The organism is Enterococcus sp. C102(2024) (assembly GCF_040888205.1).
Classification (GTDB): Bacteria; Bacillota; Bacilli; order Lactobacillales; family Enterococcaceae; genus Enterococcus; species Enterococcus faecalis.
The window spans coordinates 45,311-70,698 of sequence record NZ_JBFOHH010000002.1; the positions used below are offsets into that span (position 1 = coordinate 45,311).

Consider the following 25,388-nt stretch of genomic DNA (forward strand, 5'->3'; position numbering starts at 1 on the left):
TTACACACATGAAATTGTGTGTAACTTACAAAAAGAAAACATCAAGAAAAAAGAGAGCGTTTTCTCATTTCTTGATGTTTTTTTTATTTATTATTGTTTACTTTTAATTTCATTTTCTAAAAACATTTGGGTAACATGCGCAACTTCTGCTTCCGGGATCGTCACACGATACGCCCGTTCAATTAACATAAAATTCGTGCGTACGACATCGATTTCTAAACGATGTGTTTTAACATATTCCGCTAAGTTTGGAAAAGTTCTTGCTTCTTCTCCTTTAATTAAAGCATCTACCAGAAAAGCCAAATGAATCATGATTCCGGCATCCACCCCTGGTTCAACAATAATATGCATGTCTGTTTGTATTTGATGAACTGTTTTTTGTAACATGAGAATTAATTTTTGTAAGGAGTCCACAGAAGTAATAACGCCACTTAGTGAATGAACAATTGTATCAATCGCCACTTCATCACTAGCAATCCGTTTCAGTACATTTAATTTTTCATCATCAAAAATATCATAGACGGAAAAGAAGGGAATATTTTGATATTCAACATCCACAGTTCCCGCAATGGCCTTAATTTCATATTCTTCCATCAAGTTGTCGATATGCTTTTTAAACGTTTCTCGTTCAATAAATTGCATTTGAATCAGTTCCACTTTTGTTTCATCAATAACGGGTAAGATTCGTTGGTATAGTTTTGCGGCGACCCCTTCTCCAGTAAAGCACGTCACGATTACTGCTTTTTTAACATTTTGACGTTTTTGCAGACTAGAGCGAAATTGTTCTCTCACAACGCTTTCAAAAGAAAGTTGAATATTTTGGTAAATGTCCTCTAAGCTTCGTCCCACGCTTGCCATTCGAATAGCTTCTAAGACAATCATTGTGCTCGTCATTGTAATCGCCTTCGTTCGGATACCTGTTTCTTCAAACAACATATTTCCAAACGAATTTAATGAACCCATATCCGTCAGTAATAAAATCCCATTATTTAACGATTCTTTTTGCGTAATTACTTGGTTTCGTAATTGTTCATACATTGTTTGAACTTCCATCGTTAACGGCATATTCATCGCTGTTCCGATTGATGTTCCTAAAAGTTCTTGGGCGGTTTTCAACATACTTGAGGCAGTAGAATCCCCATGCATTAAGACGAACACACCAACATTATTTTCTGGAGTTCTTTCTTCTTTACCGACATTAATAGATAAAAACATACTAATAAAGCCAATTTCATCGAAAGGAATCTCTATGTTGTTCTCTTCTTCAATAATAGAAGATAAATCTAAGGCTACTTGAAATTCTTTTTTCATGTTTTTACGGACATTATTTAAATCAGGATGGACAATCACGTGACCTTCTTTGACACGTTCAATCGTACTTTGTAAATGAAGCGCAAAGGCAAAGCGTGCTGTTTCATTGTACGTGTGTTCCAAACGCTCTTCTGCGATATCATAAAGACGATTCGTTAAGTCCCAAATAGCTTCTGGTAATAACTCCTTATGTAAAGAATGTTGGGTTAATTCTTCGACATAATTTTTAAAATACGCATTCATATCTTTAGAAATCAATTCTTCTAAATCAACATTTTCTAAGTCAGCTTCAGACAAGTCAGCAACTTTTTCTTCGATTTCATTGTAAACTTGCATGTCTCTAGCTGGATCTTGCGACCAAACAATTTTGTTGGTACCTGGTTGGAAAGATAAATAATTACTTTTACTGTCGACAAATTGATCCAAGCGCTCAGGTACTTCTTTAATTTTTAATAATCCTTTTTGGACAGGTAACGACAAATCCCGTTTACGGATAACCAAATGTTCTAAATTGTGCGTCCGATAATAAAGAAATGACTTAGCACAAACTAATTTTAAGTCCCGCTTCACCTGACCAATATTTCCTTCTGCATCGTATAACATGAACGCCAAAACTGCTTCGCGTTCGATATCAATTTGTTGGCCCAAACGTGTTGCCTCTTGCTGAATAAATAACGAAATGATGGCATAACGCTCATCTAGCGTCCGTGCATCTAAAGATGGTAATGTAATCGACATCGGAATCCGCCGATTAAAAGTGGTTAAAAAGTTTTCTGAGGATTCCGTTGTCGCACCAATAATTTGAACAGAGGCTTCATAGGTTTGGCCACTTTCTCCTAATGGACGGTACACGCCTTTATCAATAAACGTAAAGAGCATTTCTTGACCTTCTGGCGGTAAACGATGAATTTCATCTAAAAAGAGAATCCCGCCATCTGCTTTTGCCATTAAGCCTGGACTATCTTCATTCGCACCAGTATAGGCGCCTTTTTTTACGCCAAAGATATGACCAAATAATAATTGTGGGTTTTGTGCATAATCAGCACAATTAAAAGAGACAAAAGGGGCATCTTCATCTAAGGTTTTTGAATCAATGGCAAAACGGTACATACATTCAGCAAAAAGAGATTTCCCTGTTCCTGTTTTCCCAAAAATAATCGTATGCAAACCTCTTGGTGGATATAAAATAGCCGCCTTGGCCTGCTGAATACTCACTTTTAAAGAATCATTGGCACCTACTAATGTGTCAAAACTAACAGAGGTGGACTCATCTACATGGACTTGTTCTCCTTCATTGATTGTTGGCACTGAATAGATAACAGGACGTCCAGTACTTCTAGTAATTTTCTTTTCTTTGAATAATTCATTTAAATAACGGCTGGCATTACTGCGATCAATCATTAACTGTTCTGCTACCGCTCCTGCCGTTAAGCCAGTTTCATTTTTTTGAAGTAACGCTAAGATTTCTTCCTTCCGAGATTTCATGGAATCCTCCTCGATACAACGTTCTGCTTGAAGCTCGTAAAGCGTTATTTCTTCGCTTTACGAGCTCCTTTGTTTTTCGTGTTTTTCTTTTTGTTTTTCTTCTTTTTGCGTGTTTCTTGCGGTTCTTTGACAACAGAATTTACTGTTTCTGGTTTTCTTTCTTTCATACTCTTTTTTTCTGAATACGTATCTTTGGCTACGTTCTTTTTTTCTAGTTCATCTTTGGCTTTTGGCTGCTCATGAAGTGCACCATCATATAAAAAGATTTCCTGATAAGGAATGGCCAATTGTTTCATCAAACGTTGATAATCCCTTTTGGTGCCATCGTTGATAAACGTAATCACTGCCCCTTGTGCACCCATCCGGCCAACGCGACCAGAACGATGAATATAGCTCTCTTCGGTTAAAGGAACATCTACGTTTACGACGTAAGGGACCCCTGTGAAATCTAAGCCCCGTGCCGCAATATCCGTGGTTAATAACAACTTCACTCGTTCTGCTTTAAATTGATCGATCGCCAATTTACGCAACTGTTTACTTTGATCTGAAGCCAGACCAATAGCTGGCACATTCTCATAAACTAATTTTTCTTCTGCTGCACCTAAATCAGCAACTTGATTGAAAAAGACCATGCTTCTGAATGCTTCTGTATGGGCCAAACGACGTAAGTAATCAGCTTTTTTTCTTGGTGCTAACCGAATAAAGTAGTGGGCGACTTGGCCTGCTGAAGTATCTTCTTCCGTCACATCAATCACCTGTAATTTTTGGCTTAAAGATTGCGCTTGATTCACGACACGATCAGCAGTCGCTGAATAAAAAACAAGTTGGTATTCGGTTGGTGTGTGTGTCAAAATTTGCTTGGTTAAACTTAGCTCTTCCTCTTGGAAAAGTTGATCAACTTCATCCATTACGATTGTTTTTAACAACTGAGCTTTGACTTTTTTATTCTTCATTAACTCTAAAATCCGACCTGGTGTTCCGATTAACACTTCGGGACGTTTTTTTAACTTGTCAATCTGGCGTGAAACATTTGCCCCGCCGATTAACGTTTGAACCGTTAATTGAAGTGGCTTAGCCCAAGTCCGAGCAACTTCAGCAATTTGCATAGCTAATTCTTGAGACGGAGCAATAATCAACAATTGATTTCCCTGTCCTTTTTCAACAGTTAAGAGTAAAGGCAGCATGTAAGCAAGTGTTTTTCCAGTTCCTGTCGGCGAAATTCCTAAAACATTTTCTCCTTCGCGAAGGGACGTAAAACTTTTTTCTTGAATTGTTGATGGTTCGTTAAAGCCAGAAGCTTGCCACTGTTCTTGCCAAGCCTCTGGAAGTTGTTCTAAAAATCTCATATTGTTCCTTTCCTATCGCTTAATTCTTATTTATCAGCATCAAAAATAATGCCGGCACTATGACGTAAATCAGTGACTACTTTATTGACATTTCGAGCAAGCTCAACCCATTCTTCATACTTGGTGCCCCAATACTTATCTGTTGGGTTATTTAAAACTGCTGCAAAATCACGGGCTTCTTCAATCATTGGATTATCAGCTACTTGAATATCTAAGACATCACGTTCTTCATGTGCGCGATCATGGTACTCAGCCGAAGAAATAGCATTGACACTATCTAAAATCAAGGTCCCGTTTTCAAAGTAAATTTCGGATGGCGCAAAAGAATCACTAATTTTCCCAGTGTTTAACGTCACGTCAAACTGATCATATCGTAAAATAATTGTTCCTAAGCCATCGACACCTGTCGCAATTTTACTAGCAAAATAATGGCTTTCGTTTGGTACGCCAAACCAGCCTAAGGCTGCATAAACTAAATAAACGCCTAAATCTGCTAAGGCTCCCCCAGAAAAATGAGGAGAAAAAATATTTGGCTCTTTGCCTTCTAATACTTGATCATAGCGAGAAGAATATTTCATATACGTAAAATTCGCACCTAAAATTTGGTTTTTTAATGGCAATAATTCAGCAATTTTTTGGAAACTTTGCTCATGAATATTACGGGCCGCTTCAAAGAAATACACACGATTTTTATTCGCTAATTCAATAATTTCTGCCATCTCATCAGGCGTTGAAAAAGCTGGTTTTTCAACAATTACATTTTTTTTCGCTAAAATTGCTTGTTTCGCTTGTTCAAAATGTAATGAATTTGGTGAGGCAATATAAACCGTATCCATATGTGCAATACCAAAAAACGTCTCTAAATCAATTGCATATTCCACATCCCCATAGCGAGAACCAAATTCTTGTGCCGTTGCTAGTTTCCGAGAATAAACAGCCGTTAAATCATACGCACCCGTTTCTAAAGCTGCTGCAACAAATTGATGACTAATCCAATTGGTACCAATTACGCCTAAATGTATCATAATCAAAAACCTCCATTTTTTGTTTATTTACTCTCTTTATAATAGTAATCTCTCGTACAAAAGTCACGTAATTACCCTGACTTAAAGCGCTAGGAGTTCTTCAAGTTATTTATTAGGATCATCAAATGCCTGTAATAAATCAAAGGTTACCTGTGACTTAAGTTCAATCGTTGCTGGTGTTACGTGGCAATTGTAAGCAAGGACTTGCACACCTTGATCAATTGCAGCACCCACATTTTCAGCAAAGGCAGGTTGCATCTCTTGGTGAATCGTTGCTTGCTTAATTTCTTCAAATTGGACCACAAACAAAATGTAACAGCGGTAACCCGCTTTAGTTGCAGCCATTAGTTCAGTGACATGCTTCAAGCCACGAAGTGTTGGCGCGTCAGGAAAAGCACCGATGCCTTTATTTTCTAAAGTCATGCCTTTCACTTCGACAAAAGCTTGTTCGTCCGCATCCGTTTCCACTAGAAAATCAAATTTTGAATGTGCAAATCGTTGCTCACGTTTAACAGTTTGGATCGTACCAACTAAACCAGGAAGCACAATTTGACCATTTTTTAACGCTTCATTGACTAATGTATTCGGTACTTGGCTATCAATATTAATCCAAAAAGAACCTTTTTTTACTGCAATCAAATCGTAATCTGTTTTTCTTTTAGGCGATGGTTGATAACTAAGCGCCACAACAGCACCTGGTAAAAAAACTTCTTTCCCTCTGCCAGTATTTTTGACATGTGTGACCACTTCTTCATTCGTTTCCATTAAACGACAGTGTGCAATAAACCGATTGGGTCGTTCGATAAAATAAGCAAGTTGGACATTCGGGTACTTCATACACAGACTTCCTTTCTTACACACTATACCATAAAAAAACAAGGAAAAGTATAGACCAAAACCAACAATTTTACTATCTTGTGTCAATCATTAAATATTTGTCAATTCTCAGCGATTTAGTCGAATATTTTAGACAAGTTCTATATAATAAAGGTAACGAAGACGAATAAATGAAAATGAAGGTTAGGAGGAATTTCTTTGAAAAAACATTGGACTTTCTTGGTTGGTGCATCTTTACTTACTGGATTAGCAGGCTCTATCCTCTGGAAAAAAAATAAACAGCTCCCTTCCCCACAGGAGCTTCAACACAACTATACTGGGCATTGGTGGTTTGTGGACGTGAAGAAAGCCACGCAACACACCTTAGAAATCACCTCATCTTTCAATGTTTTCATTGATGGCAAACAAACGCATGCCTTGCTTGTTGAATTAACCCCTAAACGCTTAGTTATCTTAGACAAGTTAGGTTACCATTTAATCATTCAATGTGAAAATGGTGTCCCTGCGACGCTTTACGATGAAGCCGACGACGAAACCTACACACTAGAACGGGCCATTTACAATTAATAAATCACCCACGACACATAAAATGAAGTATGTGCGGTGGGTGATTTATTTTTTTACATCCCTTGCAAAAGCATTCAGAAAGTTTTCTTACAACTTGAATATTATTAAATAGTCAAATGCGCCTTTTTCTGATAAACTTAGGATGATGTTTTTTTGAAAGGATGAGCCCCTATGACACCAAATCGCGAAGACTATTTAAAATTAATTTTTGAATTAGGTGGCGACGAAGTTAAAGTGAATAATAAACAAATTGTTTCTGGACTCGATGTTTCGGCAGCTTCGGTTAGTGAGATGATTTCAAAGTTAGTAAAAGAAGATTTGGTTGAGCATTCTCCTTATCAAGGGGTACAATTAACTGAAAAAGGCTTAAAAAAAGCGAGTACGTTAATTCGCAAACACCGAATCTGGGAAGTCTTTTTAGTAGAGCACTTAAATTACACTTGGAATGATGTGCACGAAGAGGCAGAAGTTTTAGAACATGTTACTTCACAGACGCTTGTGAACCGTTTAGCGGATTATTTAAATCATCCAGAATTTTGTCCACACGGTGGTGTTATTCCCGAAGATAATCAACCCATTCATGAGGAGAAACGCCAAACGTTAACAGACTACCCTGTTGGCACAAAAGTTCGGATTGCACGTGTCTTAGACGAAAAAGAATTACTGGATTATTTAGTTTCCATTGATTTAAATATTCAAGAAGAATATACGATTAAAGAAATTGCTGCATATGAAGGACCGATCACCATTTATAATGAAAACAAAGAATTATCCGTCAGCTTTAAAGCAGCAAACACAATTTTTGTTGAGCCGTTGATTAGAGAAAGTGAGGAAAACTAATGAATGAAAAAGTAGCATTATTTACTATTTTCGGGGGGACAGGTGATCTTGCCAAACGCAAATTGTATCCTTCCCTGTTCCGCTTATATAAAAAAGGATTATTAGCTGAGCGTTTTGCGGTGATTGGTACCGCACGTCGGGAATGGACAGACGAATACTATCGTGAAATCGTTCGTGAAACCATTCAAGACTTAAATCCCACGGCCGAAGAGGCGACTGAATTTTCTAGTCATTTCTATTACCAATCACATAATGTGAATGATACGGAACATTATAATACCTTAAAAGAATTATCTGATCGCCTAAATGAACAATACCACTTAGAAGGCAATCACGTTTACTATCTAGCTATGGCCCCTCAATTCTTTGGAACCATTGTTAATCACTTGAAATCACAACATATTATTTCGGAAGAAGGCTTTGATCGACTAATTATCGAAAAGCCATTTGGTTCTGATTATGAATCTGCCTACGAATTAAATGAAGAAATTCGTGCTGCATTTCCTGAACAAGATATTTTCCGAATTGACCATTACTTAGGCAAAGAAATGATCCAAAATATTTCAGCCATTCGTTTTGCCAATAATATTTTTGAATCACAATGGAACAATCGTTACATTGATAATGTCCAAATCACCTTCGCTGAAAGCTTAGGTGTCGAGGATCGTGGCGGCTATTATGACCACAGTGGTGCACTAAAAGATATGGTTCAAAATCATATTTTACAAGTCGTTGCTTTGCTTTCTATGGAGCCTCCTGTTGCCTTTTCTGAAAAAGAAATTCGGACTGAAAAAGTAAAAGCTTTACGTGCCATCCGCCTTTATTCTGAAGAAGAAGCCCTTCAAAATTTCGTGCGTGGACAATACGGCGAAGGTCAGCTAGCTGATCAAACATTTGCAGCCTATCGTGATGAACCGAATGTGGCAGAAACTTCATCCACTGAAACTTTTGTTGCTGGTAAATTTTTAATTGATAATTTCCGTTGGTCTGGCGTCCCTTTCTATGTTCGCACAGGTAAACGATTAACTGAAAAAGGCACACGCATTAACATCGTCTTTAAACAAGTACCTATTAATGTCTTCAAAGATGATACGTGTGAAGAATGCGATAAAACCGATTTACCACCGAATGTTTTAACTATCTATATCCAACCAACTGAAGGATTTTCATTAACCTTAAATGGAAAAGAAATCGGTCAAGGGTTCAATACAACTCCAGTGAAACTTGATTTCCGTCAAAGTGCTGAAATGACTGAAAATAGTCCAGAAGCATACGAAAAACTTCTATTAGACTGCCTAAATGGCGATAGTACAAACTTCTCTCATTGGGACGAAGTTGCCCAATCTTGGCGCATTGTTGACATTATTCGACATGCTTGGGATAAAACAGACGTTTCTTTCCCTAATTATGCCGCTGGCACAATGGGCCCGCAAGCTGCCTTCGACTTATTAGAAAAAGATGGCTTTACTTGGGAATGGCAACCAGATAACTGGTACCGTGACCACGGTCAACTTGATCAATAAATAAGCCAAAAAAGATCCGCTAGTTAACGACTAGCGGATCTTTTTTCTTGTTTATTCGAATCCTTCAGCAACCGCTTCTGGATAATTTTCTTCAACAATGTGTGCACAACGGCCACAAAGTGTTGGTAATTTTTCATCTGAGCCGACATCTTGACGAACGGAACGACAACGGTCACACGTTTCGCCTTCTGCTTTTTCAACTAAAATAGCCATGTCTTCAAATTGAACAGCTTCACTAGGTGCTACTTCTTTTGATACTTCAAAGTCGGAAACAATTAGTAATTGAGCAATATCTGCATCAACAGCTGTCATTAATTGACGAATTTGTTCATTTGGATAAACGGTCACTTTGGCTTCTAACGATTTACCGATTAATTTAGAATGACGAGCTTCTTCCAACGCTTTTAAGACATTGTCACGGAAATCCATAAAGGCTGCCCATGTATCCATCAATTCTTCTTCATTAGTAAACGTTTCGTAACCTGGGAATTCAGCTAATTGCACATACTCTTCTTCTTCTTGTAAGAAACTCCAAATTTCTTCCGCTGTATGTGGAATAATTGGTGTCAATAATTTTGTTAATGAAACCAATGTTTGATAGAAAACAGTCTGCATACAACGACGTTGATAATCGTTTTCAGCTTCAATATAAACGACATCTTTCGCAAAGTCTAAATAGAAAGAAGATAAATCTACAGTTAAGAAGTTCATAACTGTCCGATAAATATGCATGAAATTATATTTTTCATAACCATTTTCACGGATTTCTTGAATGACTTGATTTAAACGAACCGTCATGTATTTATCTACAGAACGTAAATCGGCATAAGCTACAGTATGCTCAGCTGGATTAAAATCACTCGTATTCGCTAACAAGAAACGCATAGTATTACGGATTTTCCGGTACACTTCAGATACTTGGTTTAAGATATCCATTGAGACACGCACATCGGCTTCCGCGTCAACACTACTTACCCACAAGCGTAAGATATCTGCACCCATTTGGTTGATAACTTTTTCAGGTAAGATAGTATTGCCTAACGATTTACTCATCTTACGGCCTTCGCCATCGAGTACCATCCCTTGAGAAATAATTGATTTATAAGGCGCTACTCCATTGATAGCAACACTTGTTGTAATACTTGAGTTAAACCAACCACGATATTGGTCAGAACCTTCTAAATACATATCTGCTGGGAAAGTTAACTCTTCTCTTTCTCGTAAAACTCCTTCATGTGAAGAACCTGAGTCAAACCAAACGTCCATGATATCTGTTTCTTTGGTAAACTCGCCATTTGGTGAACCTGGATGTGTAAAGCCTGCTGGTAGTAACTCTTTTGCTTCACGCATAAACCAGATATTTGATCCATGTTCTGCAAATAAATTCGCTACATGTTCAATTGTTTCTGGCGTAATGATGGCTTCCCCATTTTCAGCATAGAAGATCGGTAATGGCACACCCCACGCTCTTTGGCGAGAGATTACCCAATCACCACGGTCACGAATCATATTATACAAACGTGTTTTTCCCCAAGGAATTAGCCAGTCAACTTTCTCAACTTCATCTAAAATATCTTGACGGAATTTAGAGATTGAAGCAAACCATTGTGGCGTTGCACGGTAAATAACTGGTTTTTTGGTACGCCAGTCATGTGGATAACTATGCGTAAAGAAATCTAATTTTAATAACGCACCTTTTTCTTCTAATAACTCAGTAATCATTGGATTCGCTTTGTCATAGAAAATTCCTTCAAAACCAGGTGCTTCATCTGTAAAGACCCCACGGCTGTCAACAGGAGAAATAACAGGTAAATCATATTTACGACTAACAATATAGTCATCTTCACCATGTCCTGGTGCGGTATGAACTAAGCCAGTCCCGGCATCTAGCGTCACATGGTCGCCTAGCATAACAAGTGATGTTCGATCATAGAATGGATGTTGAGCTGTCATACGATCTAATTTTTCACCAGAAAATTCTCGCAAGACTTCTACTTCTTCCCAACCAATCGCTTCTTTAACTGTTGCTAATAAATCTTTAGCAATTACAAATTTACGACCGTCTGCCTTCACTTCAACATACGTAAAATCAGGATTAACTGAAATACCTAAGTTGGCTGGTAATGTCCAAGGAGTTGTCGTCCAGATGACGAAGGCTGTCTCGTTATCTAAAAGACCTTTACCATCGGCCACATTAAAAGCTACGTAAATAGAAGGTGATTTTACATCTTTGTATTCAATTTCTGCTTCTGCTAAAGAAGATTCACTTGAAGGAGACCAATAAATTGGTTTTAAGCCTTTATAAATATAGCCTTTTTCTGCCATCTTACCAAAAACACGAATTTCTGCTGCTTCATACTCTGGATCTAACGTAATGTATGGATGTTCCCAATCGCCTGACACACCTAAACGTTTAAAATCGTTACGTTGTTTGTCGACTTGTGATAAGGCATACTCTTTACATTTTTCGCGATACTCAGCGACAGTCATTTCTTTACGTTTAACCCCTTTATTGGTTAACACTTGCTCAATTGGTAAACCATGAGTATCCCAACCAGGCACATAAGGAGAACGGAAACCAGACATTGATTTTGAACGAATAATAATATCTTTACTGATTTTATTCAAAGAATGTCCTAAATGAATATTTCCGTTTGCATACGGAGGGCCATCATGTAAAACAAAGGTTGGTTTTCCTTCGTTTAATTTTTGACGTTGTTCATATAAGCCTTTTTCTTCCCAGTCTTTTTGCCATTCTGCTTCACGGTTTGGCAAGTTCCCACGCATTGGAAAAGCTGTTTTTCCTAATTGCAATGTTTCTTTCATTTTCATATGCATTTGCCTCGCTTTCATTTTATCGATTTAATTGTGTTAGTTCATACTAAAGATGAACGATAGCTGATAAAAGTAGATAAAAAAAGAGTACTCCATCCCAAGGGACGAAGTACTCGTGTTACCACCCAAATTCAAAGTAGAGTTGCCCCTACTTTCTCTGAAATTGATAACGGTAATTATCCGGCAATTCCTACTCAAGTGTTCAGAACTGCATCTAGGATAGAGGATCTGTTTAATGCCAGTGTCTGTCAAACTTTCACTATCATTGACTCGCTGCTAAGAATAAACATTAAACGTTCTGTTCTATCTATTTTGATTCTTCTTCAATTGTTTCTTCAGTGACTTCAATTACAGGCTTTTTTTCTACTACAGCATCTGTGTTCTCTTCAGAGTTTACAACAGTTTCATTTTCGTTGTCAAGGTCTTGTTCATCAAGAATTTCCTTAACTGCTGTATGTTTGTCTCCGACATAACTAGAAAAAGGCTTTAAAATCTCTTCCCACTCTTCACTCTTCACTTGCTCTAATTGAGTTTCAAGCATTAAGCTTAAGCGTTGATGGAAGACACGTGTTTTCTTCTTCAAGTCCTCTGTTTCCCCAGCTAATTGGCGAGCACGTTCAATTGCTTCTGCTAAGATTTGTGTTGATTTCGCTTCAGCATCTGCAATCATTGCATTTGATTTACGTTCAGCTTCTACCAAGGTTTCTTTGGCTTGGTTATCTGCCGAAGTGATAATCATTTCTGATTCTTTATTGGCACTTGATTTCACTTTATCAGCGGTATCTTGTGCAACAATAATTGATTGGTTCAATGCATCTTTCAATTCATTGAAGTATTGTAATTTTTCTTCTGCGTGTTTTAATGATTTCTCAAGTTCACGATTTTTTTGTAATGCATCTTCATAATCACGTGTGACTTGATCTAAAAAGTCATCTACATCGTCTTGGTTATAGCCTCTCATTTTTGTTGAGAAGTCTTTGTTTTGAATATCTAATGGAGTTAATGCCATATTCCTTCACCTCTTTGGATTATTTTTGTAAAACCCCTTATGAACACATTCTCATACTAATCCTGAAATAGCAAATATCTTACTTTTTTTATTATACACAACTTCGTCTGAATGAACAGCCAAAATGGTTTTCTTAAACAAAAGTTCGAGATTATTTTCTCAATACCCCTAAGAGGACACGAAATTTTTCTTTCTTTGTTTTTCCTTCTAATTCTTGAATCTGAAGGCGCCCAAATCCTCGTATCGAAACAATATCTAATAAGTCTAAGGCAAAATCTGGTCGTGTCGTTTCTGTCCAATTGACTTTTACTTTACCAGATTCGATCAATTGTTTTGATCGCTGCCTTGAAATATTAAATACGGCGGAAATCACACTATCCAGCCGCAAAGAGCTCATAGTCGTTCGCTCTTCTTGCCAACCATCCTTCGGTATCAAAATTTGTGTATAATCCCGCTCTTCTAAGCGAACAGTAATTTTACCAATTTTGTCGACTTGGTTAACAACGAAGCCAGCTACTTCTTGTGCTATAAAAACCTGCCACTTATCACCATCGGAAATAATATCTCCAAAGGCTTCCCTACGAACCCCAACATTCATCAAGGTGCCTAAAATTTTCCCATGAGATAATGTCGCAAATTTAGATGGATAAATAATTTCAAATAATACAACACCAAAATCTGTCTCTTCTGGTATGTAATACGCTGGATAAATCAAGCAGCGTTTTCGTTCTGCTTGCTCATAACCACCATAAAAAGTAAACGATAAATCACTGTTTTGTCGAATCAACGTTTCCAAAATATACGCCTGTCTAGGATCAAGAAAGTCTGTCAAATAAGGCGCGTATTGCATCTCCACTTGCTCTAGCCAATCCCCGACAGTGTCAATAAAAGGATGTTCATCTTTGCGGAAATGTTGATACACATTTGCGTTCATAGATAAATCATCCTTTCTAAAAGTTATTAATAAACAATAGCTCGTAAAATGACTGCTAAGCCACCCGCTGCTAGGTTAAGGACAATAATCCCTACCATTACGTTAAATCCAACCATTCCAATCCTTAAATTCAAACGGTCAAACAAACTTAAGTATGGTTCACAAATTCTAGAGAGCAAACGCCCGAAAGCAGAATCATATGCTCCTGGAAACCATGAAAGTAGCGCGTAAATCACTAGTAATCCTGAATAGATTTGAACGCCTTTGTATAATAGAGTAATCAGTGTTGCGATAATAACACCTCCCTAAGGCTTAAAAATCAAAGAACTGTTTGTTGGCTAAAGATTGTGCTGTCGCACTATCAATTTCCATATTCGCTGGTGTGCATAAGAAGATTTCATTGCCAACGCGCTGAATATCTCCGTCTAAAGCATACACAGTACCAGTTAAGAAATCAACGATGCGTCGTGCTTGGTCTTCTTCTACTAATGTAAAATTAACTAGCACAGCTTCTTCAGCAAATAAATGTTTCGCAATGCTCATTGCTTCTGAATACACACGTGGTTCAATAATAGTAATTTTATGTGTTTTTGCATTGGCGGTGCTTTCTTGTGCTCGTCTTGTATTCGTAGTCGCTGATTGATTAGAACTACGCATAGAAACCACTTTTTTCTCTGTGTAAGCAGCTTGTTGTGTGTCTCTTTCTTGATGCGCTTCAGCAGAACGATAGCGTGCAGAAGGTTTTTCAACTACAGGCTCACTTTGTTGTGTATAAGCTGGCTGACTGTAACTTTCCTGTTGTTGAACAGGGCGTTGTGGTTTAGGCCGAGCTGCACGACGCGGTGGTTCATTAACTGCTTTGCGCTCTTCATATTCTTCGTAGTTATCATAATAATCATCTTCTTCGCCAGATAAGCCAAAAAAGCTCGATAACGCATCCTTGTTAAAAATTGACATAAATTCCTCTCCTTTACGCATCTCTGAATAACGCTGTTCCGATTCGTATAAAAGTTGCACCTTCTTCAACTGCGATTGGGAAATCGTTACTCATTCCCATGCTAAGTTCTGTACAAGGAGCAAAAGATAAATGTTTCTCATTTACGGTCATTTGCAGCTCTTTTAATTCTCTAAATGTTGCATGTAATACTTCTTCACTTGCCCCAAAAGGTGCCATAGTCATTAGACCGACGATTTGAATTTTGTCCAAATCAGCAAGTTCTTGAATGAAAGGTAAGACGTCTTCTTTACGAAAGCCGTGCTTGCTTTCTTCCCCAGTTATATTCACTTCAACAAAACAACGAATAACTTTCGTTGCTCTTTTTTGAATTTCTTTGGCTAGACTCAGACTATCTAATGCATGAAAATAATCTATCTCATTAATAATTAATTTTACCTTCCTACGTTGTAAATTACCAATTAAATGCCACTGAATATCATTAAATTTTTCCAATCCAGCTTTCTTTTCTAGTAACTTATCTACTCGGTTTTCAGCTAAATTCTGGACACCAAGCTGAACAAGCTCTGCTGCTTCCTCAATTCCTACTGATTTAGTGACGCCAATCATTGTCACATCAGCAACAGAGCGCTGTGAGCTTTTACATGCTAGCTGAAGTTGATTATTAATATTTGTTAAGTTTTCAGCTATCATTTCTAATCGATGCTCCTTATCGTTTTCTGCGGAAAAATGGTGGCGTACTTAATTCGTCATCATTGTGATTTGGTTCTTCACGGTGGAATGTGTCAAATTCTTTTTTGTCTACTTGTTCTAATGAAGATTCATCAACTTTTGGACGTGTATTTTGTTCTCTGCGAATATCCCAATCGCCAAAAGCACTTGCTTCTTCTTGTGATTTTGGTTGATCCATTTCCACAGATTGAGTTGTTTGTTGCATTGGTTGAACCGCTTGTCTTGTTTGACGGTGCGGTTTTCTATCCTTTTTTGATTCATCAATACCTGTAGCGATTACTGTTACACGAATTTCGTCGCCTAAATCTTCATTGATTGATGTACCTAGGATGATGTTCACATCACCTGAAGCAGCATTTGTAACGATATCTGAAGCATCTTGTGCTTCAAACAAGGTCATGTCTAAGCCACCAGTAATGTTTAATAAGACTTGTTCCGCACCATCGATTGATGTTTCTAACAATGGTGAAGAAATAGCTTTTTTCGTTGCTTCAATTACACGTTCTTCGCCGCTCGCTACACCAATTCCCATTAAAGCTGTTCCTTGGTTTTCCATCACTGTTTTCACGTCAGCAAAGTCCAAGTTTACGTAACCTGGCGCAGTGATTAAATCTGAAATTCCTTGAACACCTTGACGTAATACATTATCAGCTTCTCTAAATGCTTCAAGCATTGGCGTTTTCTTGTCAACGACTTCTAATAAGCGGTTGTTTGAGATAATTAATAGTGTATCAACGTTTTCTTTTAATAAGGCAATTCCTTCAGCGGCAAAACGACCACGCTTTGGACCTTCAAAACTAAATGGACGAGTTACTACACCAACTGTTAAAGCGCCTAATTCTTTAGCGATTTTTGCAACTACTGGCGCAGCACCTGTACCAGTTCCGCCACCCATACCAGCAGTAATGAAAATCATATCCGCGCCTTGTAATGATTCTGAAATCACTTGTTCACTTTCTTCTGCAGCTTTTTGGCCAACTTCAGGTTGTGAACCAGCACCTAAACCACGAGTGTATTTAGGGCCTAATTGAATCACTGTTTCTGCTTTTGAATGTTTTAATGCTTGAACGTCTGTATTGGCTGTGATAAATTCCACGCCTTTAACGTTTTCTTCGATCATACGGTTTACAGCGTTTCCGCCGCCGCCACCTACACCGATAACTTTAATGACTGCACCGTTGTTAATGTTATTGTCTAATGAAAATTCCATGATATCGTATCCTCCTGTTTGTGTGATTAGTCGAAAATGTTCGAGAAGAAGTCTTTGATTTTGCCTGTCACTTTTTCACCAGACTCACGTTCGTTGAATTCTTCGTATTCTTCTTGAGGCTGTTCAGCATATGTGTCATAGCGAACTTCTTGTTGGACAGCGACTGATTGTGCTGGTTTCGATTTTTCACCAGGGATTGCATATTTGGCAATGTGATAAATATCGTTTAGTTGCGCTGAATATTCCACAATGCTAATGACATTAGCAAAGACTGGGTTACGTAAGCCCATGTGATTTGGTACGTATAGTTTTACGTTGGCTTCAAAAATCTCTTGCGCCAAATCGACAATACCTGGCATACTAGCGGCGCCACCAGTTAACACAACGCCTCCAGGTAATTCAAACGCATCAATTTCATCCAGAACTTCTTTTGATTTTCTCAAAATTTGTTCCACACGCGCTTCAATAATTTCTGAAAGGTAACGTTCGTCCACTCTTACAGGCTCTGACTTACCAATAACATCAACAGGAAACTCTTCGTTTGCTGAAGTTCTTTCTGGATAAGCATCCCCATAATTAATTTTTAAGGCTTCGGCGTTGTTAAAAGAAGTATTCAATACGATTGAGATATCTTTCGTGATGAACTCGCCGCCTTCTTGGTTAACATGAGTAAATTTCAATTGTTTGTCGTGGATAACAGATGTCGTTGTTTGACCGCCACCCATATCAATGACAATTGTTCCAAAGTCTTTTTCGCCATCTGTTAAAATTGTTTCTGTTAAAGCAAGCGGTGTAATCACTAATTCGTTAATTCCTAAGCCAGCTTTTTCAACACATTTACGGATGTTATGGATGATTGTTTTTGGTCCAGTATAGACAACGCCAAACATCTCCATGCGAACGCCAAGCATTCCACGTGGGTCTTTGATGCCTTCAAAGCCGTCGACGGTAAAGTCTTGCGGTAAGATTGCAACAATTTGACGTTCAGGAGGAGTTGAACGAACCAAAGCTGCAGATGCGACGTTGCGCACATCCTCATCTGTAATTTCTTTTGATTCACTGCTAACAGCTATCATTCCTTGACAGCTTTCTACTTCTAATAAATTCGCTGGTAATCCAACATTTACACTTTTAATTTGAATGCCGGCTTTTTCTTCGGCTTGTCGAACGGCCCGTTGGATTGCTTGAACTGTTTGATCAATATCGACGACAATTCCTCGATTCAAACCGTCTGATTTTGCATTTCCAACGCCGATGATGTTCATTTGACCTTCAATATATTCAGCGACAACTACTTTGACAGAAGTTGTACCAATATCGAGGCCTACATACATTCCTGTTTTTGCCATGAACGGAATTCCTCCTCCTATTAATTCCAATATCTAAGCGGACAAAGGCGTCCGTTTAACTATCTCTTTTTTAGTATTATTCACTTCTTCCAATTTTACCATAAAAATGGGGGTTTTAGAAAGCAGATTATACGAATTTGTTCGTTAATTTTTGAAACATTTTTGTAAAAAACTTATTCTGCTTGTTGCACTTCTTGATTTTCTCCATTTGTAGGCGTACCGTTATTCGCTTCATCCGTTGCTACGCCTGCATTTGGGTCCTCAACTTCTTGATTTTCAACCGCTGAATCTTCGGAAACTTCACTGCCCGTTTCTTCACTTTCTTTTTCATACGGATAAGAAAAAATGCCGACTTCCATATCAACGATTCCAGGTTTGTCCATTTGCTCGGCTACTTGTGAATAATAAGCCATTTTCTCACTTAAATCAGAAATATTAACAATCACTCGATTTCCATCATTCATATAGACATTAATCAAGTCTTTATTGGTTTTGGATGGTGCATATTTAATTTCTGAAATTCCTTGTTTAATTTCTTGAGGTAATTTGTTGTAAGAGGCCATTAATTCAGGGATTAATTTATCCTCTTTGAAATTCTCAAAAATTGGTTTGCCACTTTCAGCAGCTTTGGTGGTTTCCGCCAAAGTTTTACCATTCTCTAAAATCGGATGATAGCCGCCTTTAGTCGCAGCAAGAGCGACAATTTGATACTCTTGAATATCAATTTTAAATGAATTAATACCATTTAACTTAATGTTCGCCTTTTTTATAATTGGAAACTTTTTCTGAATATTTGCAGAAAAATAATTTCTATTTGAATACTGCTCCCATAAGCCACTGCCCGTTTCAAGTTTTGACTGCTGAATAATCGCTTGACTCTCCACACTTTTGTTGCCTGAAACTGTTACTTCACTCAATCGACTAAGAGGCGAAACAAAATACAATGCCACTAAAATGGCTGTCCCTAAACAAGTTAAAATAAAGGCTAAACGCCTGTATAAGCGCTTGTTCCGTGTTTTCTTAACGTTCGGTAAACGATCTGCAAAATGCTCCTCTTCTTCCACTGTTTCTTGTGGAAGATGTTGTTGAGGCTCTTCTTGACTTTGTTCTTGTAAAGTGATGGTGACTTCTGCTTGTTCGTTTTCACCTTTTAAAGCAGCTTCTTCCGCTTGCTTCTTCAAATATTCTTGGTTTTGTTTTTGCCAAGGTGTCAGTTCAGGTTGAGACTCTTCCGATTTTTTTGGAGGTAATGGTTTTCTTTTTTTGAATATATCGTTCTCGTTACTAATCTTCCACACCTCCTATCTCAGACTAACGTTTTCACAACTTGATACAAACGATCACTTGCATCTGGGATGCCTTCCCCTTTGGACGCCGTTGCCATCTGTTGTCTTTTTTCATTGTTTAATAAAATATCATCTATTGCCGCAACTAAACGAGCGCCGGTCAATTCTGCATCTGGAATCATTTCAACAGCACCAACTTTTACTAAGCTTTGCGCGTTTTTCGTTTGATGATCATTCGTGACGTAAGGACTCGGAATTAAAATTGCTGGTAATCCTAATGCGGTGAACTCCGCAATTGAGGTTGCTCCTGCACGTCCCACCATTAAATCGGTATTAGCCATCACTTCAACCATTTTATCAATATACGGTTGCACACTTATGTTTGTCAATTTCTTTTCAGAAAACTTTAGACTTTCTTGAAGTTCCTGATAATATCTTTCTCCTGAAGCGTATAAAACTTGATACTCTCTCTCTTCAAACAAAGGAAAGGCCTGTTCAAACGCTTGATTGATTTTCAAGGCGCCACGACTTCCGCCAAATAAAACCACCGTTTTCTTTGCTGGATCCAAGCCAAACTCTGATAAAATAGCTGACTTTTCCACCGTTACGACTTCTTGTCCCCGCGGGTTCCCTGTTAAAATTGTTTTTTCTTTCGGGAAAAAACTAGCGACATCCGGAAAACAAATCGCAATTTTATCCACATAACGACTTAAAAATTTATTTGTCATTCCGGGGATACTATTTTGTTCATGAATAATTGTCGGTATTTTTAATTGGTGGGCCGCATAAACCACTGCACCAGAAACATAACCGCCTGTACCAATGACCACATCTGGTTGAAATTCACGAATAATTTTTTTTGCTTTATTAATGCTTGTTAAAAATAAATAAATTGTTTTAAAATTTTGAGGACTTAGCGAACGCTTGAATCCTTGAATTTTAATCGTTTTAAATGGAATTTTCGCCTTTGGCACAATTTGACTTTCTAGACCATTTTCTGTTCCCACATACAAGAATTCTGTTGCAGGTGCTTCTTTTTTGACGTGTTCGACGAAGGATAACGCAGGATAGATATGCCCACCTGTGCCACCACCAGTTACTAGTATCTTCATTTTCTCACATTTCACTTTCTTTTAATTGTTGAACAGCTTGCATAAAGGCTTCCCCGCGTACTTCAAAATTCGGGTATTGGTCCCAACTTGCGCAAGCAGGTGATAGTAAAATAGTATCATCTTTTTCCGAATAATCAAAGGCAATGGTAACCGCCGTTTGAACATTTTCAGCAAATAAAATTGTTTCAATGTTCGCTTTTTTAGCAGCTTCCGCCAATTTTTCTTTGGTTTCTCCAAACAAAACAATTGCTTTGAGTCCCAACAGGGCAGGAACCAATTCATCAAATGAGTTACCGCGATCCAAGCCACCCGCAAGTAAAAGTAGCTTTTGGTTGTCAAACCCACTTAACGCCATCTCTGTAGCTAAAATATTGGTTGCTTTTGAATCGTTATAAAAACGTCTTTGCTGAACTTCGCCAACAAATTGCGTTCGATGAGGAACGCCTGAAAAGTTTGTCAAAGTTTGTCTAATCTGAGCATTCGATACATTTTTTAATTTAGCTACACAAATCGCTGCGAGTGCATTTTCAATATTGTGACTGCCAGGAATCCCTAGCTCATCGGCGGGCATAATATATTCTTCATTGAAATATAATTTCCCCTCTAAAAGATAAGCCCCTTCTACTGCTTCTTTCGTTGAAAAAGGCAATACGTTGGCAGCTGTGGTTTTGGCTAACGTTTGAAGCTCTACTTGATTCCAATTTAAAATCAAGGTGTCCTCTGCGGTCATGTTTTTTTGAATGGCCCATTTTGCAGCAACATATTCTTTCCGCGAACCATGATAATCCAAGTGTGCCTCAAAAATATTTGTAATTACTGCAATTTGTGGGTGAAACGTCTCAATTCCCATTAACTGAAAACTAGAAAGTTCCATCACAAGATTATCCTTGGCCGTTGCTTCTTGAGCCACCGTACTCGCTGGAAAACCAATATTTCCCGCCAAACGTGCCTCACCAGCCGTTCTGTCAGCGTTTAGCAGTAAACCAATCATCGTGGTCGTGGTTGTTTTACCATTGGTGCCCGTAATGCCGACAATTGGACATTCGGCAATTTGACCTGCTAATTCCACCTCAGTTATGATAGGAATTTTCCGAGTTAGTGCTTCTGCCACAAGTGGATTTGTATAAGGAATACCAGGATTTTTAACGATTAGTTCAAATTCTTCATCCAACAATTCAATTGGATGCCCCCCTGTAACAACACGAATACCCAAGGTTAATAAATCTTGGGCGTCAGGGTTTTGATCAAATTGTTTTGCGTCATTAACGGTAACGAGCGCACCTAACTCATGTAAGAGTTTCGCTGCGCTGACACCACTTTTAGCTAGTCCTAAAACCAACACTTTTTTGTTTTGATAGGTTGTTATTTTTTTCATTGTCAATTTCCCCTTTGATAGATTAGAAAAGAATCCATAATGTGATTCCTGAACAGATTAAACCGACAGACCAAAAGACAAAATCAATTTTCCATTCAGACCAACCACACATTTCAAAATGGTGATGAATTGGTGACATTTTAAAAATCCGTCGACCAAATAATTTAAATGAAGCAACTTGTAAAATAACACTTGCTGTTTCACAAACGTAGACAAGTCCAATTAAAAGTAGCGTCCATTCTTGATGCAAAATAATTGAAATTGCTGCTAACAATCCACCTAATGCTAATGAACCAACATCACCCATGAAAATTTTTGCTGGTTTTCTGTTATAAGGGAAAAAGCCAATCAGCCCACCAATCACACTTAGGCAGATAATCACAACATCAAATTGTTGTTGTTTCCAGGCAATAATTGCATAAGTACCAAATGAAATTGTTCCTAAACCAGCAACTAAGCCATCAATCCCATCTGTCAAATTCACGGCATTAGAAAAACCGACTAACCAAAAAATAATAAACACACCATAAAAAATACCTAACGGAACTTCTGCTACTCCAAACAAATCTAAGGTGTCTGAAAAGCCTTCACTTCGATAAACAAAGTAGAAAACCAACCCACCAAAAATTTGACCAATTAATTTTTGACGAGAATTCAAGCCCATGTTCCGTTTTTTAAAGACTTTAATGAAATCATCTAAATAACCTAACAAACCGTATAATACTAAAATAAATAGAATAATTAGTAGAGACGGCGTAAATTGGTGGAAGAACAACCCCATTGCTAATGAAGTAATCAAGCTGGCTACAAGGAAAACGACTCCCCCCATTGTAGGGGTACCTGTTTTCACGCTATGCCAAGTCGGGCCATCTTCACGAGTAACCTGCCCTTGTTTTTTCATTTGAAAATAGCCAATGAATAGTGGCATTACGCTCACTGTAATGGCAAAACTCACCACTATGGGAATAAAAATCTGTGTCCACTCCATGTTATCTCTCCTAATATTCTACGTTATTATTCTGTGCCTTCTAAAGTCACGGTTAATTTTTTCTCCGTAATTTCAGTTTCAGCAGCGATACTTTGTTTCGTCACATAGCCTTCACCTTTAAACTCGACAGTCAAACCTAATAGATCACCAAACTTGGTAACATCGCTCTTGGACCAGCCGGTTAAATCAGGCATATAGTTCGTTCCATTTGTGATCAAAATCAATTTTTGATTAGGCATTAATGTTTGACCAGACGGCGTTGATTGCTTCTTGATTTTTTCACCATCGCCGATAATCACAGGATCCACCCCGTTCACTTTGGCATTGGCCAACGCTTCCGCTGGTGTCATATTTTTATAATCAGCAACTGTGACTTTATCAGAAGCTACTTTCGTTGTTTCCGGATCTGTCTCTTTAATGTCTAACGCTAATTTCATTAATGGGTTTGCAATTGCCGCCATTGCTTCTGAAGGCGAACCTGATTTTGCTTGTCTCAGTGTAATATACAAAACATATTCAGGATTATCCGCTGGGACCATTTCTACTACAGAAGACAAGACTTGACTTGCTCCATCAACGTACCCTTTACCATCTGAAATCTGGGCAGTTCCTGTTTTGGCAGCAACATGATAGCCTGGTACTTTATAAATATCATACGCAATCCCGTAAGTCGGGTCTTCAACAGTATCAATCATGTACGTACGAATCTGTTGAGCTGTTTGCGCTTTGATTGGGGTTCCTACGATTTGTGGTTCCGTAATCGTTTCTTTTCCTGTATTTTTGTCAACAATTTTGCTGATGTAATGAGGTTGCAACATTGAACCGTCATTTGCAATAGCTGAGAAACCTTTCATCATTTGGAAATTAGTAACCGTAATTGCTTGACCAAATGCCGACATTGCTCTATCTACAAAGTTTGTTCCTGGCAATTTACCAGCAGATTCACCACTTAAACCTGAATGCGTGCTCGTACCAAAACCAAATTTTTTCAAATATTCCATCCATTTTTCATCACCCATTTTTTGTTCTAGTTTTACCATACCAATATTACTAGACCAAGAAATGGCTTGACGATAATTCAAATATTCTTTGCCGTTCAACCGAGTGTAGTCATGGTCATTCACAGTTACATCCCCAACCTGAATTCCACCAACACGATTGAATAATTCATTAGGATTAAACTGTCCTTGTTCCATAGAAGCAGCTGTTGTAAATAATTTGATTGTTGAGCCTGGTTCATAAGGACTTTCAACTAATAGGTTCTGCCACGTGCCATTATCGTCTAACCCTTGTTTCGTTTCAGGATTAAATGTTGGCCGTTGAGACATGGCAACAATTTCGCCTGTTTTTGCTTCCATTAACATGGCAGTCATAGAAACTGGTTCATATTTTTCATTAACTTGCGTCATTAAATCTTCTAAGGTATTTTGCAAGCGACTATCTAGCGTCGTGTAAATATCTTGACCATCCACTGCTTTTTTCTCTTCCGCCACAGTTCCTGGTAAGGCATTGCCATAAATATCTTTTTCAAAATACACACGGCCATCGGTTCCACTTAAAATATCATTATAGGTCTGTTCTAGTCCCATCGCGCCTACTAAGCCTTCTTTATCATCATCTGGATTGGCTGCTTTTGTATAGCCAATAAAGTGAGAAGCAAACTGACCATTGGGATATAATCTGGCTGGATGTTCATTGAAATAAACACCTGAAATTTTTTTCTTTTTCAAATCTGCTTCAATTTTTTGGCGTGTTTCCAAGGTGATATTTTGACCACCCGTACCAAATTCCACTTGATATTGTGTTGACCCATCTTCATGGATCCCATTATTCAAGTATTTCAATGCTGTTTTTTTGTCTAGTTTGGTATATTTCGCTAAAATTTCAGCAATATCATCGAAGTCTTTTTTCTCCGCATATAGCTTTTCATTATTTTGTCCCGTATATTTTTTTGATAATACGACATATAACGAATAAGAAGTAGCATCTTCTGCGATTGGATTACCATATCGATCTAAAATTGATCCTCGCTTAGCTTTTACCACTTGGCTTCCTTCATATAGAGAAGCTGTTTTTTCCTTTAGTGATACACCGGCTACTTTGCCTGTTGCCACAATGTATGTCGTTCTAAAGGCAAATAAAAAGAACAATCCAATACTCGTAGCGAATAAAATGATGCCTACTTTTTTACGATTGTTCATCGGATTTAAGTTTTTCTTTTTCATGAATTGTTTAAATTTATGTCTTTTACTCATTATTTAACAGTCCTAACATTGTCGCCGTTATTTTCTAGTCCTTGTTTTTTAGCGACATCTTTGATTCGATCTGATTTAGAAAGTTCGCTTCTTTCTTGTTCCAATTTCAAAGCGTTATCTTCCTTTTCTTTAATGACTGCTTGTGTTTCTGTAATATCGTTCATGGTTTGGACAATTGTCGTTCTTACTTGAATTGTCGCAATTGCAATACCAATCGTTGCACAAACTAATACAACACCGATTAATTTTTCTAGTAAAGAGACATTTTTTAGTTTCTTTTTGGGTAATAGAGTGGGGACAGGTAGTGTTTCCTCTTGCATTTTTCTGTCTTGCTCTGTTGCCACAGTTGGCTGATCCATTTCTGGTGCTTCATAATGGAAATCATTTACTTTCTTCAATTCAGCCATGTGTCTA

Annotated in this window: 20 protein-coding genes and 1 pseudogene; 3 read left to right on the plus strand and 18 right to left on the minus strand. The window is 37.9% G+C overall.

Going from position 1 to position 25,388, the window contains the following annotated elements:
• Positions 1–90: 90 nt before the first annotated feature.
• The 4 genes from AB3I34_RS04825 to sfsA all read right to left on the minus strand — a co-directional run bounded on the left by AB3I34_RS04825 (position 91) and on the right by sfsA (position 6,004).
• Positions 91–2,796: a sigma 54-interacting transcriptional regulator gene (locus AB3I34_RS04825; protein ID WP_002355912.1), complete on the minus strand. Its 2,706-nt coding sequence runs from the start codon at positions 2,794–2,796 to the stop codon at positions 91–93.
• Between the two features lie 44 nt (positions 2,797–2,840).
• Complete coding sequence (locus AB3I34_RS04830; RefSeq protein ID WP_368027836.1) at positions 2,841–4,142, minus strand: DEAD/DEAH box helicase; 1,302 nt, start codon at positions 4,140–4,142, stop codon at positions 2,841–2,843.
• Between the two features lie 26 nt (positions 4,143–4,168).
• Positions 4,169–5,167: a Gfo/Idh/MocA family protein gene (locus AB3I34_RS04835; RefSeq protein WP_002355910.1), complete on the minus strand. Its 999-nt coding sequence runs from the start codon at positions 5,165–5,167 to the stop codon at positions 4,169–4,171.
• A gap of 105 nt (positions 5,168–5,272) precedes the next feature.
• Entirely contained in the window at positions 5,273–6,004 is a 732-nt protein-coding gene (gene sfsA / locus AB3I34_RS04840) for a DNA/RNA nuclease SfsA (RefSeq protein ID WP_002361411.1), read from the minus strand.
• 198 nt (positions 6,005–6,202) lie between these two features.
• On the opposite strand from sfsA, the gene AB3I34_RS04845 reads away from it, so the two are divergent.
• From AB3I34_RS04845 to zwf, 3 genes are all read left to right on the plus strand, one after another.
• On the plus strand, positions 6,203–6,571 hold the full coding sequence (locus AB3I34_RS04845; RefSeq protein ID WP_002355908.1) for a DUF4828 domain-containing protein: 369 nt from the start codon (positions 6,203–6,205) through the stop codon (positions 6,569–6,571).
• Between the two features lie 171 nt (positions 6,572–6,742).
• A complete protein-coding gene (locus AB3I34_RS04850) occupies positions 6,743–7,411 on the plus strand; it encodes a metal-dependent transcriptional regulator (protein ID WP_002355907.1) in 669 nt (222 codons plus the stop codon).
• Positions 7,411–8,934 (plus strand): glucose-6-phosphate dehydrogenase, encoded by a 1,524-nt coding sequence (gene zwf / locus AB3I34_RS04855; RefSeq protein WP_010712189.1) that lies wholly within the window; start codon positions 7,411–7,413, stop codon positions 8,932–8,934. The genes AB3I34_RS04850 and zwf overlap by 1 nt, the downstream gene beginning before the upstream one ends.
• Positions 8,935–8,985: 51 nt before the next feature.
• Here zwf and ileS read toward each other — a convergent pair whose 3' ends face one another.
• The 14 genes and pseudogenes from ileS to ftsL form a co-directional block, all read right to left on the minus strand.
• Entirely contained in the window at positions 8,986–11,766 is a 2,781-nt protein-coding gene (gene ileS, locus AB3I34_RS04860; RefSeq protein WP_010712188.1) for an isoleucine--tRNA ligase, read from the minus strand.
• Between the two features lie 388 nt (positions 11,767–12,154).
• Positions 12,155–12,778 (minus strand): annotated as a pseudogene (divIVA, locus tag AB3I34_RS04865) (cell division protein DivIVA); the annotation flags it as partial.
• Between the two features lie 151 nt (positions 12,779–12,929).
• Positions 12,930–13,712: an RNA-binding protein gene (locus tag AB3I34_RS04870; protein ID WP_002355903.1), complete on the minus strand. Its 783-nt coding sequence runs from the start codon at positions 13,710–13,712 to the stop codon at positions 12,930–12,932.
• A gap of 26 nt (positions 13,713–13,738) precedes the next feature.
• Complete coding sequence (locus AB3I34_RS04875; RefSeq protein WP_002355902.1) at positions 13,739–13,996, minus strand: YggT family protein; 258 nt, start codon at positions 13,994–13,996, stop codon at positions 13,739–13,741.
• 28 nt (positions 13,997–14,024) lie between these two features.
• Entirely contained in the window at positions 14,025–14,669 is a 645-nt protein-coding gene (locus AB3I34_RS04880) for a cell division protein SepF (RefSeq protein WP_002355901.1), read from the minus strand.
• Between the two features lie 13 nt (positions 14,670–14,682).
• The gene (locus AB3I34_RS04885) at positions 14,683–15,360 is read right to left on the minus strand and encodes a YggS family pyridoxal phosphate-dependent enzyme (protein ID WP_002358890.1); all 678 of its coding nucleotides are present in this window, start codon (positions 15,358–15,360) and stop codon (positions 14,683–14,685) included.
• A gap of 16 nt (positions 15,361–15,376) precedes the next feature.
• A complete protein-coding gene (ftsZ, locus tag AB3I34_RS04890; RefSeq protein WP_002355899.1) occupies positions 15,377–16,609 on the minus strand; it encodes a cell division protein FtsZ in 1,233 nt (410 codons plus the stop codon).
• A 26-nt stretch (positions 16,610–16,635) separates the two neighbouring features.
• On the minus strand, positions 16,636–17,958 hold the full coding sequence (ftsA, locus tag AB3I34_RS04895; protein ID WP_002355898.1) for a cell division protein FtsA: 1,323 nt from the start codon (positions 17,956–17,958) through the stop codon (positions 16,636–16,638).
• 173 nt (positions 17,959–18,131) lie between these two features.
• Positions 18,132–19,256, minus strand: a complete 1,125-nt coding sequence (locus AB3I34_RS04900) for a cell division protein FtsQ/DivIB (protein WP_010818305.1) — start codon at positions 19,254–19,256, stop codon at positions 18,132–18,134.
• 8 nt (positions 19,257–19,264) lie between these two features.
• Complete coding sequence (murG, locus tag AB3I34_RS04905; RefSeq protein ID WP_002379204.1) at positions 19,265–20,356, minus strand: undecaprenyldiphospho-muramoylpentapeptide beta-N-acetylglucosaminyltransferase; 1,092 nt, start codon at positions 20,354–20,356, stop codon at positions 19,265–19,267.
• Between the two features lie 4 nt (positions 20,357–20,360).
• Positions 20,361–21,731, minus strand: a complete 1,371-nt coding sequence (gene murD / locus AB3I34_RS04910) for a UDP-N-acetylmuramoyl-L-alanine--D-glutamate ligase (RefSeq protein ID WP_085443791.1) — start codon at positions 21,729–21,731, stop codon at positions 20,361–20,363.
• Between the two features lie 22 nt (positions 21,732–21,753).
• Entirely contained in the window at positions 21,754–22,719 is a 966-nt protein-coding gene (mraY, locus tag AB3I34_RS04915; protein WP_002355894.1) for a phospho-N-acetylmuramoyl-pentapeptide-transferase, read from the minus strand.
• A 26-nt stretch (positions 22,720–22,745) separates the two neighbouring features.
• On the minus strand, positions 22,746–24,974 hold the full coding sequence (locus tag AB3I34_RS04920; protein ID WP_002381310.1) for a penicillin-binding protein: 2,229 nt from the start codon (positions 24,972–24,974) through the stop codon (positions 22,746–22,748).
• Positions 24,974–25,381 carry a cell division protein FtsL gene (ftsL, locus tag AB3I34_RS04925; RefSeq protein WP_002358883.1) on the minus strand — a complete coding sequence of 136 codons (408 nt, stop codon included), beginning with the start codon at positions 25,379–25,381 and terminating at the stop codon, positions 24,974–24,976. Before ftsL ends, AB3I34_RS04920 begins: the two co-directional genes overlap by 1 nt.
• Positions 25,382–25,388 lie beyond the last annotated feature (7 nt).